This window comes from Mesorhizobium sp. P5_C1 (assembly GCF_054049815.1).
The window spans coordinates 1-12,099 of the sequence record NZ_JBFULQ010000144.1 but is presented as its reverse complement, the minus strand read 5'-3'; the positions used below and the strand labels follow the sequence as shown (position 1 = coordinate 12,099).

The following is a 12,099-nucleotide window of genomic DNA, read 5'->3' as shown; positions in this document are numbered from 1 at the left end:
GAGGGGACGCTGTTCCTTAACTTCGAGGTAATTCAGTCCCCCAGTCCCCCGGGGCGACGTTATCCTACTTCGCCTTTTCGATCTGGCCGCGGATCTCACCGTCCTTGTTGGCGGCGGTGTGGACGTTGACGTAGTATTTGCCGGCCTCGAGGTCAGCGGCCTGCGTATCGGTCAACGTCTCCGATCCCTTGATCGGGCTCTTGAGCTTTTTGAACGGGATGACGGGTCCGGCGTTTTCACCCATCGCCGCCGGGCCGTGAATGTGCGCGGCCGTCGCCGGCCCGCTGAGACCGGAATATTTGACGTTCCAGCTGAGCTTCTTCTTGGCCGTATCGAACGTGAGAGTGGCCGTGCCTTTGCCCTTCGTTGTGACGGGCGGGCTCTGCTGGCCGCCATCGAGCGTCGCAGTGAACTTTTCCGTGTCGGCCAAGGCCGGCGAGACAAGGAAGATAGAAACAGTGACGGCAAGTGCCGAAACGATCGGCGAAATGGACTGCATGCGCATTTTAGAAACCTCCGTTGGATGAAACACCCTGCGGCCCCCCAGCGCATGGATACATCACCACAACGATCTACCGGCCAAAAGTATCCTCGGCGCACGCATATGTGATGACGACCGATAAAGAGAGAGGCGGTTGCCCGCCCCTCCTGGGATTATCCAACTCAAAGCTGCGACGGCGCCTCCGCCTCGCTGCCTAGGCGCGCCTCGGAGACGGTCAGACCGCTGCCAGCGCCTGCGTCAGGTCGGCGATCAAATCGTCCGGATGCTCTACACCGATCGACAGCCTGACCGTGGTCTCCAGCACGCCGATACGTTGGCGCACGTCGAAGGGTATCCCCGAATGGGTCATGGCTGCTGGGTGGCTGGCCAGCGATTCCGTTCCGCCGAGGCTTACAGCCAGTTTGAATATCTGCAGGCCGTTGAGAAAGGCGAAAGCCGCCTTCTGTCCGCCGCGTATGTCGAAGGAGAAGGTCGAGCCGGCGCCGCTACACTGTGCCTTATAGGCGCGGCCGGCCGGCGTATCCTCGCGCAGGAACGGCAGGTAATGCACCTTCTCGACCTTGGCATGATCGCGCAGGAATTCAGCGACCATGCGCGCATTGTCGTTCGCCCGCTCCATGCGGATCGACAGCGTCTCCAGCGAACGGCCAAGCATCCAGCAGGAATGCGGGTCGAGCTGCGTGCCGATCGCGCCGCGCAGCGCCTTGATCGGCTTGGTGACCGCCTTGCTGCCCATGGCGGCGCCCGCGATCAGGTCGGAATGGCCGCCGACATATTTGGTCAGCGAATAGACGGATACATCGGCGCCGTGTTCGATGGGCCTCTGGAACACCGGACCAAGCAGCGTGTTGTCGCAGACGATGATCGGCGCCGACCCTTGGCGCGCGCCGATTTCGTCTGCGATCTTGCGCATCAGCGCGATGTCGACCAGGCTGTTGGTGGGATTTGACGGCGTCTCGATCAGGATGACCGAGACACGGCCCTTCGCGACTGCAGCGTCGGCTGCCGCGCGCACGGCCGTCTCGTCGACGCCGTCGGCGAAGCCGACAGCGCCGATGCCGAAGCCGGAAAGCGTGCGCGTCAAAAGCGTCTCGGTACCACCATAGAGCGGCTGCGAATGCAGGATGACGTCGCTCGGACGAGCATAGGCGAGAAGTGTCGTCGCGATCGCCGACATGCCTGACGAAAACAGGATGCAGGCGTCCGTCCCCTCATAGATCGCGAGCCGGTCCTCGACGATCTCACTGTTGGGATGGTTGAAGCGCGAATAGACCAGACCGGACGCCGTACCGCTCGGCGGCTCCTTGCGGCCGGACGTGTAGTCGAAGAAGTCGCGTCCCTCTTCCGCCGACTTGAACACGAATGTCGAGGTCAGGAACACCGGTGGCTTGACCGCGCCCTCCGAAAGCTGCGGATCGAAGCCATAGCTCAGCATTAGCGTCTCCGGATGGAGCTTGTGGTTGCCGATATGGGTTTTCGACGGGCGTGGCGCGGGCATGGCTTTTTCCTGCTTCTTCGAGGAGTGTCGCACGGCAATTTATGCGATCCCCATCGCGCAGTCCTTGCTATTTTTGGGCGCACATGGCTGCATCCTCGCAACAAATTGCCGGGAGAGGCCGAAAGTGCAGCAAAAGATAGCCGATGATTTCGACCGCAGGATTCTGCAGGAATTGCAGGCCGACGCCCGCATCACCAACAACGAACTTGCCGAGCGGATCGGCTTGTCGCCGTCGCCCTGTCTGAGGCGGGTGCGGCGGCTGGAGGAGACCGGCGTCATCAGAGGCTACACCACGCTGGTCGATCCGGCCGCCTTCGGCTGGAGCATGGTCGCCATCGCGACCGTCAGGCTCAGCCGTCAGAACGAGGACGAGATCGTCATGTTCGAGGACGCGATCCGCGGCTGGGAAGAGGTGCTGGAATGCCACCTCGTCACCGGTTCGCGCGACTATGTGCTGAAGGTGGTGACGGGCAGCCTCGAACAGTACGAGCGCTTCATCAAGGAAAAGATCGCGCGGCTGAAATGCGTCGCCTCGATCGAGACCAGCTTCGTCATGAACACCATAAAGGAACGGCGCCTCTGACAGAGGCGCCGTTTGTCAATATCAAGATATTGCCGGCTAGGCTTACTTGACCGCCTTGTCGGTGATGGCGGTGGTGTAGGCGCCTTTCGGCTCCTTGGTGATGATCTTCTGGTCGAGCAGCGCCTTGGCGGTGCGCTCGTAGGTCGCCGGATCGAGCTTGCCGTCGGCATTGTCGATCAGCTTGGCGACTTCGCTCATCATCCGCTTCTGGTGGTTCTCGTCTTGGCCGCCACCGTCCATGACGATGCCTGCGGCCTCGTCATTGTTGTCGATGGCGTATTTCCAGCCCTTCATCGAGGCGCGCACGAAACGCACCATCTTGTCCTCGAACGCCGGATCCTTGAGCTTATCTTCCGACGCATAGAGCCCGTCCTCGAGCAGGTCGTTGCCCATTGCCGAATAGTTGAACACCGTCAGCTGTTCCGGCTTGTAGCCGGCGTCGATCAGCTGCCAGTACTCGTTATAGGTCATCACCGAGATGCAGTCGGCCTGCTTCTGGATCAGCGGCTGCACGTCAAAGCTCTGCTTCAGAACCGTGACGCCATCCGGGCCGCCTTCGGTCTTCAGGCCGAGCTTGTTCATCCAGGCGTAGAACGGATATTCGTTGCCGAAGAACCAGACGCCGAGCGTGTGGCCCTTGAAGTCGGCTTCGGTCTTGATCGGGCCGTCCTTCGGGCAGACCAGTTCCATGCCGGCCTTCTTGAACGGCTGGGCGATGTTGACCAGCGGCACGCCCTTTTCGCGAGCGGCCAGCGCACCACCCATCCAGTCGACGATGACGTCGGCGCCGCCGCCGGCGATCACCTGCTCGGGCGCAATGTCGGGACCGCCCGGCTTGATGTCGACGTCGAGACCTTCGGCCTCGTAGAAACCCTTGGCCTTGGCAACATAGTAGCCGGCAAACTGGGCCTGCGTGACCCATTTCAGTTGCAACGTCACCTTGTCGGCGGCCATTGCCTGGAAAGCGGCTAGCGACATTGCGCCGGCCAGGACAGGAATAATCAGTCTTTTCATCTTTTTACCCTCTGAAGTTAGTACCCTTAAACCCACCGCCCTATCCACCACGGACAGAGGGATGCCAAAACGTGACGGCTCTTTCGACAAGAGCGACCACACCATAAAAGACCGAACCCGCAAGTGCTGCAACTGCGATTTCGGCCCAGACCATGTCGATGTTCATCCGCCCGACCTCGGTCGAGATGCGGAAGCCCATGCCGACGACAGGCGTACCGAAGAACTCGGCGACGATGGCGCCGATCAGCGCCAGCGTCGAGTTGATCTTCAGCGCATTGAAGATGAAGGGCGCTGCTGCCGGCAGCCGGAGTTTCAGCAGCGTCTGCCAGTAGCCCGATGCGTAGGTGCGCATCAGGTCGCGCTCCATATGGCCGGACGCGGCGAGCCCAGCCACCGTGTTCACCAGCATCGGGAAGAAGGTCATGATGATGACGACGGCCGCCTTGGATTGCCAATCGAAGCCGAACCACATGACCATGATTGGGGCGACGCCGATGATCGGCAGCGCCGAGACCATGTTGCCGATCGGCAAGAGCCCGCGGCGCAGGAACGGTACGCGATCGGCGAGGATCGCGGTGATGAAGCCGGCACCGCTGCCCACGACATACCCGAAGATCACCGCCTTGAAGATGGTCTGCCGGACATCGGCGCCGAGCACCGGCAGCGAGTTGGCGATGCGCGCGCCGATGGCGCTTGGCGGCGGCAAAAGGATGAAGGGAATGCCGGCGCCCCGCGTCACGGCTTCCCAGATGATCAGGATCCAGGCGCCGAAAATGGCGGGGATGATCAGGCGCAGCGCGCTCCGGGCCCAGTTCGCCATCGGGCGAAGCTCCGACAGGACGGCGACGCAGCGCCAGCCGAGCAGCCAGGCAGCAGTGAGCAGCAAAAAGTACGGCGCCAGTGCCGTGCCTTCAAAACCGGTTATGCCCGATATCAGCAACCATGCGACGAGGTGGGCGCCGACAAACAGCACCACCGCCTCTGCAAGGGGCGGAATCCTGGTCATCGAGATCAGCGCCGCCAGCACGGCCAGGCCGAAGATCAAGCCCTTCGTTGTGAGGTAGGGGTAGTTGAAGCTGACTGCCGGGTCGGCAAGCGCTGCCGCTTCGGGCTTCGACATCGCGCCGAGCGCCACAGCGATCAGGCACAGTGCGATGGCGAGCACCGCTTGCCACGAGGGTTTCAGCCAGTTCATGCCGGCCTCCCGCCCATGGCGCGGTCGACGATGCGCCCAGCTATGCCGACCACCATGACAAGTAGTGCGGCCACCACCGAACCTGCGACCAGCGCCGACCAGATGTCGATAGACTGGCTGTAATAGGCGCCGGCCAGTAGCTTGGCACCGATGCCGGCGACCGCACCGGTCGGCAGTTCGCCGACGATGGCACCGACCAGGCTCGCCGCCACGGCCACCTTCATCGATGTGAACAGGAACGGCACCGAGGCCGGCACGCGCAACTTCCAGAAGGTCTGCGACGCGCTGGCATTGTAGGTGTGCATCAGGTCTAGATGCATGATCTCCGGCGAGCGCAGGCCCTTCACCATGCCCACGGTCACCGGGAAGAACGACAGATAGGTCGAGATCATCGCCTTCGGGATGAGCCCGGTGATGCCAACCGCCGCCAGCACGACGATGATCATCGGCGCCACCGCCAGGATGGGAATGGTCTGCGAGGCGATGATCCACGGCATCAAGCTGCGGTCGAGCGTCGCCACATGCACGATGCCGACGGCGATGATAATGCCGAGCCCCGTGCCGAAAGCAAAGCCAAGCAGCGTCGACGACAGTGTCACCCAGGCATTGTAGACGAGGCTGCGGCTCGACGTGACGGGGCGCAGAAAGGTGTTCTCGAAGAAATTGACCGCCACCTGATGTGGCGCCGGCAGCGTCGGCTTCGGCTGCGACAGCGTCTTGCCGATGAATTCGCTCAAGGCAGGGGTTTCACCGGCGCGCCGGTCGAGATCGCGCTGGAACGGCGTGTTGAGGATAACGGCGAAAACGTACCAGAGCACGACCACGCCAGCGAGGATCGAGGYCACCGGAACGAGCTTGTCGCGGAAGCTGTCCATCTAGCGCGCCRCCTCAATCTTCATAACTGTGCCCTGCCCGCAGACCATCGCGGACGCGGGCTGCGATCGCCAGGAATTCCGGCGTCTCGCGGATGTGGAGCGGCCGCTCCTTCGGCAGCGTCGATTCGATGACATCAGTAACGCGGCCCGGGCGTGGCGACATGACGACGATGCGTGTCGACAGATACACGGCTTCGGGAATGGAGTGGGTGACGAAGCAGATGGTCTTGTTGGTGCGTCCCCACAGTTCCAGCAATTGCTTGTTGAGGTGGTCGCGCACGATCTCGTCCAGCGCGCCGAATGGCTCGTCCATCAACAGAAGGTCGGCGTCGAAGGCCAGGGCCCGGGCGATTGACGCGCGCTGCTGCATGCCGCCAGAAAGCTGCCAGGGATATTTCTTCTCGAAACCTGAGAGGTTGACGAGGTCGAGCGTGCGATTGATGCGCTCCGCCTGCTCCGCCTTGGACAGACCCATGATCTCCAGTGGCAGCCCGACATTGCGCTCGATGGTGCGCCACGGAAACAGCGCCGCGGCCTGGAAGACATAGCCATAGGCGCGTTTCTCACGCGCCTGTTCGGGCGTCATGCCGTTGACCGAAATCGTCCCCGAGGTTGGCTTCTCCAGATCGGCGATGACGCGCAGCAAGGTGGTCTTGCCGCAGCCCGACGGCCCGATGAAGGAGACGAACTCTCCCTTGCCGATGGTCAGGTCGACATTGGACAGCGCCTGCACCGGCCCGTCATTGGTCTGGAACGTCAGTCCGAGTTGGCTTGCCGCGACGACGGCTGGCGAAATCCCCGTCATCGCTTGCTGCCTGCCTGTTCCCGCCACTGCGGCGCCGACCGGAATCCGATTGCTTTTATTGCGATGTTGTTTTCCACTCGCCCCTGTCCCATTGGCCCCAGTCCCACTAATTTGTCCCACTCAATCGACGCCCGGAGTTTTCCCCGATGTCGCCCACTTGTCATCTTATCCGCCCTGAAACCACTTATGAAGGCAAGCAGGGATTGACCTATTTCGCCGGCATCGCCACTGAAACCGTCGGTTCCTCCGGCATCTGCATGCACATACTGACGATGCCGCCCGGCRCCCGCGCCAAGGCGCACATGCACGAGAACCATGAAACGGCGATCTACGTGCTCTCCGGCGAAGTCCATACGTGGTATGGCGACCGGCTGGAGCATCATATCGTCGTCAAGGCCGGCGACCTCTTCTACATTCCGGCCGGCGTGCCGCATCTGCCGGCCAATCTCAGCAGCGCCCCGTCTTCGGCCGTCATTGCCCGCACCGATCCCAACGAACAGGAAAGCGTCGTCCTGCTGCCGGAACTGGATGCGCTGGTCGCTTGAAGCCGATGGGAACTTGATCGTCATCGGCACCGGGAGACTTCCCCCATGACATTACCGTCCGCATCGGTGATCACCAGCTTCTTGGCGCTCTTGGGGCTTTGCTTGACGGTGAACTCTGCCGGCGACTGCCCATCCTCACCTTCGGCCTCGCATTGCGCCTTGATGACCARCGAACCGTCCGATTTCGCCTGCTTGTCGGTAAAGGTGCAGGCGCTTGCCACGGTGACCAGATCCGTGTCCGTCAGCAGCAGCATGTCCTCGGCATAGACTTCCTGGCCGTTCTTGTTGATGCAGCCGGACTTGTTGCCATAGGGCTTGGATAGATCGATGCCTGCCGCCGAAGCCTGACCGGCAGCCAGCACGAGCGCCATCGCAAGGGACAGACCAAAACCGCGCATGCCAACGCCCCACGTCACGAACATGATTGCAGCGGCCCCATTTCTTCAAGGCCCGGAATGGAGACGAAGAAACCATCCTCACCCTTGTTGGTGACCACGATTGTTTCGATCGTCGTCCCCGCCTCGCCCTCGGCGGAACAGGTCGAAGCCACCGATTGGGCACCCAGCACCGACGTCAATTGCTGCGCGAACCGGCAGCCGCTGCCATAGGTCTCGATGCCCTCGGCGGTCAGCACGATATAGGCATCGCTGTCCCGATAGCCGGCCTTGACGCCGGCGCAGCCAACATCGTTGCCCCAGGAGCCGGCCAGCACGCCGCTCGCTGCTGCTGGGCCAGCGACAGCTGCAGCCAGGACCAACGAAATAAGCGCGGCCGAGCGCTCCAAGCTCAAACCCCGGTCGCCGGGATGCCGGTGCGTTCGACCTTGCGCGGCGCGGAAATTTCCTTCCACGTCGACAGCGCCCGGTTGACCGCCGCGTTCGGCTCACGGCCGACAAACTCGCCGTGCCCCGGCTTGGCCTTGACCTCGGCCTCCTGGATCGACAACTCGCCGCGCGAGAACACGAAGCGCGGCAGGCCGGTCACYTCGAACCCTTCGAAGACATTGTAGTCGATGACAGATTGCTGCTTCTTCGACGAGATCTTCTTCTTGCGTTTCGGATCCCAGACGACGATGTCGGCGTCAGCGCCTTCGACGATGGCGCCTTTCTTCGGGTACATGTTGAGGATCTTGGCGATGTTGGTCGAGGTCACGGCGACGAACTCGTTCATCGTCAGCCGGCCGGTGTTGACGCCGGTGGTCCACAGCACCGGCATGCGGTCTTCCAGCCCGCCGGTGCCGTTCGGGATTTTGGTGAAATCGCCGACGCCGTTGCGTTTCTGCTTGGTTGTGAAGGCGCAATGGTCGGTCGCCACCACCTGCAACGAACCCGCCTGCAGGCCGGCCCACAGCGAATCCTGGTGCAATTTGTTGCGGAAAGGCGGGCTCATGACGCGGCGCGCCGCATGGTCCCAGTCCTTGTTGAAATACTCGCTCTCGTCGAGCGTCAGGTGCTGGATCAGCGGCTCGCCGAACACCCGCATGCCCTTCTGCCGCGCCCGGCGGATCGCCTCGTGGCTCTGCTCGCAGGAGACATGCACGACATAGAGCGGCACGCCCGCCATGTCGGCGATCATGATGGCGCGGTTGGTCGCCTCGCCTTCCACTTCCGGTGGCCGCGAATAGGCATGACCCTCGGGGCCATTGTTGCCGGCGGCAARCAACTTCTGTGACAGGGCTGCAACCACATCGCCATTCTCGGCATGCACCAGCGGCAGCGCGCCAAGGTCGGCGCAACGCTGGAACGAGGCATACATCTCGTCGTCGTCGACCATCAGCGCGCCCTTGTAGGCCATGAAATGCTTGAACGACGTGATGCCCTTGTCGACGACGGTGGCCATCTCGTCGAACACCTGCTTGCCCCACCAAGTGATCGCCATGTGGAAGGAATAGTCGCAGGATGCTTTCGAGGTTTTGTTGTCCCACATCTGCAAGGCTTCCAGCAGCGACTGCTGCGGCGCCGGCAGGCAGAAATCGACAACCATCGTGGTGCCGCCCGCGAGCGCCGCGCGTGTGCCGGATTCGAAATCATCGGCCGAATAGGTGCCCATGAACGGCATTTCGAGATGGGTATGCGGATCGATGCCGCCCGGCATGACATAGCAGCCGGTGGCATCGAATTCGTGGTCGCCATGCAGGTCCGAGCCGATGGCGACGATCTTGCCGTGCTTGACCAGCACATCGGCCTTCCACGTGCGGTCGGCAGTGACGATGGTGCCGTTCTTGATAACTTTGGTCATGTCTTGTTCCCTTGTTCTCTTCGCGCTTCTTTGCGAGCGGCGTTTGGAATGCGGATTTGTAAGCTCACTCCACGATGACAGCCGTCTCCACCACGGCATGGAACAGCACGTCGGCACCAGCCGACGCCCATTCCTTGGAGATGTCCTCGGCCTCGTTGTGGCTGAGCCCGTCGACGCAAGGGCACATCACCATCGCGGTCGGCGCAACGCGATTGATCCAGCAGGCATCGTGGCCGGCGCCGGAGACGATGTTGCGGTGCGTATAGCCGAGGCGTTCGGCGGCATCGCGTATCGCCTTGACGCAGCCGGCGTCGAAGGTGACAGGGTCGAAAGCGCCGACCTGCTCGATCTTGTACTGGATGTCGAGCGCCTCGCAGATCGTGTCGATGCCTTCGCGGATGCGGCCGTCCATCGCATCCAGCACTTCCTTTTCGGGCGAGCGGATGTCGATGGTGAAGAAGGTGCGGCCGGCGATGATGTTGCGCGAATTGGGAAACACCTCCATATGGCCGACCGCGCCGACGGCGTCGGGCTGGTAGTCCATGGCGATCTCGTGCACCAGTTCGATCACACGCGCCATGCCCAGCCCGGCATTGCGGCGCTTCGGCATCGGCGTCGAACCAGTGTGGGCCTCCTTGCCGGTCAGCGTCACCTGCAGCCACTTCAGCCCTTGCCCGTGGGTGACGACACCGATGTCGATGCCCTCGTCCTCGAGGATCGGTCCCTGCTCGATATGCAGTTCGAAGAAGGCATGGATCTTGCGGTCGCCGACCTTCTCAGTGCCCTTCCAGCCGATGCGTTCAAGCTCCTCGCCGAATTTCTTGCCTTGCTTGTCGACATGCTCATAGACGTCGGCCTGGTCGAGCACACCGGCAAACACGCCGGATGCCATCATTGCCGGGGCAAAGCGTGCGCCTTCCTCGTTCGTCCAGTTGGTGACGACGATCGGATGTTTGGTCTTGATGCCGAGATCGTTGAGCGAGCGCACCACCTCAAGCCCGCCCAGCACGCCGAGCACGCCGTCATACTTGCCGCCGGTCGGCTGCGTATCGAGATGGCTGCCGACATAGACCGGCGGCAGGCTTGGATCGGCGCCTTCGCGGCGGGCAAACATCGTGCCCATCTCGTCGACGCCCATGTCGAGCCCGGCCGCATCGCACCAGCGCTTGAACAGATGCCGGCCCTCGCCGTCCTCGTCGGTTACGGTCTGGCGATTGTTGCCGCCGGCAATGCCGGGGCCGATCTTCGCCATCTCCATTATCGAATCCCACAAACGGTCTGAATTGATTCGCAGATTCTCGCCGGGTGCGGCCATGCCAAGTCCTCTCATTTCATGTCCTGGGCGGGCGGCGGTTCCCGTCGCCACCCGTCCAGGTATAGGCAGATTAGTCTATCGAGCGCAGGACATCCCGCACATGGTCGATCAATTCGTTGATCTGGCCCTTGGTGATGATCAGCGGCGGCGACAGCGCGATGATGTCGCCGGTGGTGCGGATCAGCGCGCCGCGCTCGAACGCCTTGACGAAGGCCGAGAAGGCCCGCTTGGTCGGCTGGCCGGCGATCGGCGCCAGTTCGATCGCGCCGATCAGGCCGATGTTTCTGATATCGATGACGTTCGGCTCGCCCTTCAGCGAATGCAGTGCGTCTTCCCAATAGGGCGCCAGTTCCTCGCCACGGGTGAGCAGGCCCTCTTCCTTGTAGGTATCGAGCGTGCCCAAGGCCGCCGCGCAGGCGATCGGATTGCCCGAATATGTGTAGCCGTGGAAGAACTCGATCATGTGCTCGGGGCCGGTCATGAAGGCGTCGTGGATTTCCTTCTTCACGAACACCGCGCCCATCGGGATGACGCCGTTGGAGACGCCCTTGGCGGTGGTCATGATGTCGGGCGTGACGCCGAAATAGTCGGCGGCGAACGGCGTGCCGAGACGGCCGAAGCCGGTGATGACCTCGTCGAAGATCAAAAGTATGCCGTGCTTGGTGCAGATTTCGCGCAGCTTCTGCAGATAGCCCTTGGGCGGCAGGATCACACCGGTGGAACCGGCGACCGGCTCGACAATGACGGCGGCGATGGTCGAGGCGTCATGCAGGGCGACGATGCGCTCCAGCTCGTTGGCCAGTTCCGCGCCATGCTCCGGCACGCCTTTGGTGAATGCGTTCTTCTCGGGCAGATGCGTGTGCGCCATGTGGTCGACGCCGCCGAGCAGCGTGCCGAACATCTTGCGATTGGAGACGATGCCGCCGACCGAGATACCGCCGAAATTAACGCCGTGATAGCCGCGCTCGCGGCCGATCAGACGGGTGCGCGAGCCCTCGCCCTTGGCGCGGTGATAGGCGATCGCCATCTTGAGCGCCGTTTCGACCGATTCCGAGCCGGAATTGGTGAAGAAGACATGGTCCATGCCCTTCGGCGCGAGGTCGACCAGGCGGTTGGCCAGTTCGAAGACGATCGGATGGCCCATCTGGAAGGCCGGCGCGTAGTCGAGCTCGGCGGCCTGATGCTGGATGGCCTCGGTGATTTTCGGCCGGCAGTGGCCGGCATTGACGCACCACAGACCCGCGGTGCCGTCCAGCACCTTGCGGCCATCGCTGGTGGTGTAATGCATGTCCTTGGCGGACACCATCATGCGCGGCGCCTGCTTGAACTGCCGGTTTGCCGTGAACGGCATCCAGAATGCACTGAGATCGTTCGGCGTGACTTTCAGCCGGTTGGACATGACCAAGACTTCCCCTTGTAAATTGTTTCGGTGCGCCCAACGCTTGGTCTTCGTTGCGATTTCGTGCTACGCAAATTTTTGACCGATTGGACAAACGTTAGCACCGCCCTGTCGGCGGTCAAGGGATTAC

At 62.3% G+C, this 12,099-nt stretch carries 13 protein-coding genes; 2 read left to right on the top strand and 11 right to left on the bottom strand.

Annotated elements, in window-relative coordinates; genetic code table 11:
- Nucleotides 1–64 precede the first annotated feature (64 nt).
- Both ACXJ7R_RS14045 and ACXJ7R_RS14040 read right to left on the bottom strand, forming a co-directional pair.
- Nucleotides 65–505 (bottom strand): CHRD domain-containing protein, encoded by a 441-nt coding sequence (locus tag ACXJ7R_RS14045; protein ID WP_457152359.1) that lies wholly within the window; start codon nucleotides 503–505, stop codon nucleotides 65–67.
- A gap of 211 nt (nucleotides 506–716) precedes the next feature.
- Nucleotides 717–2,000, bottom strand: a complete 1,284-nt coding sequence (locus ACXJ7R_RS14040; RefSeq protein WP_457152358.1) for a cystathionine gamma-synthase family protein — start codon at nucleotides 1,998–2,000, stop codon at nucleotides 717–719.
- Nucleotides 2,001–2,124: 124 nt separating this feature from the next.
- On the opposite strand from ACXJ7R_RS14040, the gene ACXJ7R_RS14035 reads away from it, so the two are divergent.
- Entirely contained in the window at nucleotides 2,125–2,583 is a 459-nt protein-coding gene (locus ACXJ7R_RS14035; protein WP_457152357.1) for an Lrp/AsnC family transcriptional regulator, read from the top strand.
- A gap of 42 nt (nucleotides 2,584–2,625) precedes the next feature.
- Here ACXJ7R_RS14035 and ACXJ7R_RS14030 read toward each other — a convergent pair whose 3' ends face one another.
- The 4 genes from ACXJ7R_RS14030 to ACXJ7R_RS14015 are packed head-to-tail and all read right to left on the bottom strand — an operon-like array spanning nucleotide 2,626 to nucleotide 6,472.
- Nucleotides 2,626–3,597, bottom strand: a complete 972-nt coding sequence (locus tag ACXJ7R_RS14030) for an ABC transporter substrate-binding protein (protein ID WP_457152356.1) — start codon at nucleotides 3,595–3,597, stop codon at nucleotides 2,626–2,628.
- Nucleotides 3,598–3,637: 40 nt separating this feature from the next.
- Nucleotides 3,638–4,792: an ABC transporter permease gene (locus ACXJ7R_RS14025; protein WP_457152355.1), complete on the bottom strand. Its 1,155-nt coding sequence runs from the start codon at nucleotides 4,790–4,792 to the stop codon at nucleotides 3,638–3,640.
- Nucleotides 4,789–5,667, bottom strand: coding sequence for an ABC transporter permease (locus ACXJ7R_RS14020; protein WP_457152354.1), 879 nt, complete (start codon nucleotides 5,665–5,667; stop codon nucleotides 4,789–4,791). Before ACXJ7R_RS14020 ends, ACXJ7R_RS14025 begins: the two co-directional genes overlap by 4 nt.
- Before the next feature lie 13 nt (nucleotides 5,668–5,680).
- Nucleotides 5,681–6,472 (bottom strand): ABC transporter ATP-binding protein, encoded by a 792-nt coding sequence (locus tag ACXJ7R_RS14015; protein ID WP_457152353.1) that lies wholly within the window; start codon nucleotides 6,470–6,472, stop codon nucleotides 5,681–5,683.
- A 146-nt stretch (nucleotides 6,473–6,618) separates the two neighbouring features.
- Between ACXJ7R_RS14015 and ACXJ7R_RS14010 the strand changes: the two genes are divergently transcribed.
- Complete coding sequence (locus ACXJ7R_RS14010; RefSeq protein ID WP_457152352.1) at nucleotides 6,619–7,017, top strand: cupin domain-containing protein; 399 nt, start codon at nucleotides 6,619–6,621, stop codon at nucleotides 7,015–7,017.
- Between the two features lie 20 nt (nucleotides 7,018–7,037).
- Here ACXJ7R_RS14010 and ACXJ7R_RS14005 read toward each other — a convergent pair whose 3' ends face one another.
- The 5 genes from ACXJ7R_RS14005 to ACXJ7R_RS13985 form a co-directional block, all read right to left on the bottom strand.
- Nucleotides 7,038–7,415 carry a hypothetical protein gene (locus ACXJ7R_RS14005; RefSeq protein WP_457152351.1) on the bottom strand — a complete coding sequence of 126 codons (378 nt, stop codon included), beginning with the start codon at nucleotides 7,413–7,415 and terminating at the stop codon, nucleotides 7,038–7,040.
- Nucleotides 7,416–7,429: 14 nt separating this feature from the next.
- Nucleotides 7,430–7,807 carry a hypothetical protein gene (locus ACXJ7R_RS14000; protein ID WP_457152350.1) on the bottom strand — a complete coding sequence of 126 codons (378 nt, stop codon included), beginning with the start codon at nucleotides 7,805–7,807 and terminating at the stop codon, nucleotides 7,430–7,432.
- Complete coding sequence (gene hydA, locus ACXJ7R_RS13995; protein ID WP_457152349.1) at nucleotides 7,804–9,255, bottom strand: dihydropyrimidinase; 1,452 nt, start codon at nucleotides 9,253–9,255, stop codon at nucleotides 7,804–7,806. Before hydA ends, ACXJ7R_RS14000 begins: the two co-directional genes overlap by 4 nt.
- 64 nt (nucleotides 9,256–9,319) lie before the next feature.
- Nucleotides 9,320–10,570 (bottom strand): Zn-dependent hydrolase, encoded by a 1,251-nt coding sequence (locus tag ACXJ7R_RS13990; protein ID WP_457152360.1) that lies wholly within the window; start codon nucleotides 10,568–10,570, stop codon nucleotides 9,320–9,322.
- Between the two features lie 70 nt (nucleotides 10,571–10,640).
- Nucleotides 10,641–11,969, bottom strand: a complete 1,329-nt coding sequence (locus tag ACXJ7R_RS13985; protein WP_095088901.1) for an aspartate aminotransferase family protein — start codon at nucleotides 11,967–11,969, stop codon at nucleotides 10,641–10,643.
- Between the last annotated feature and the right edge of the window lie 130 nt (nucleotides 11,970–12,099).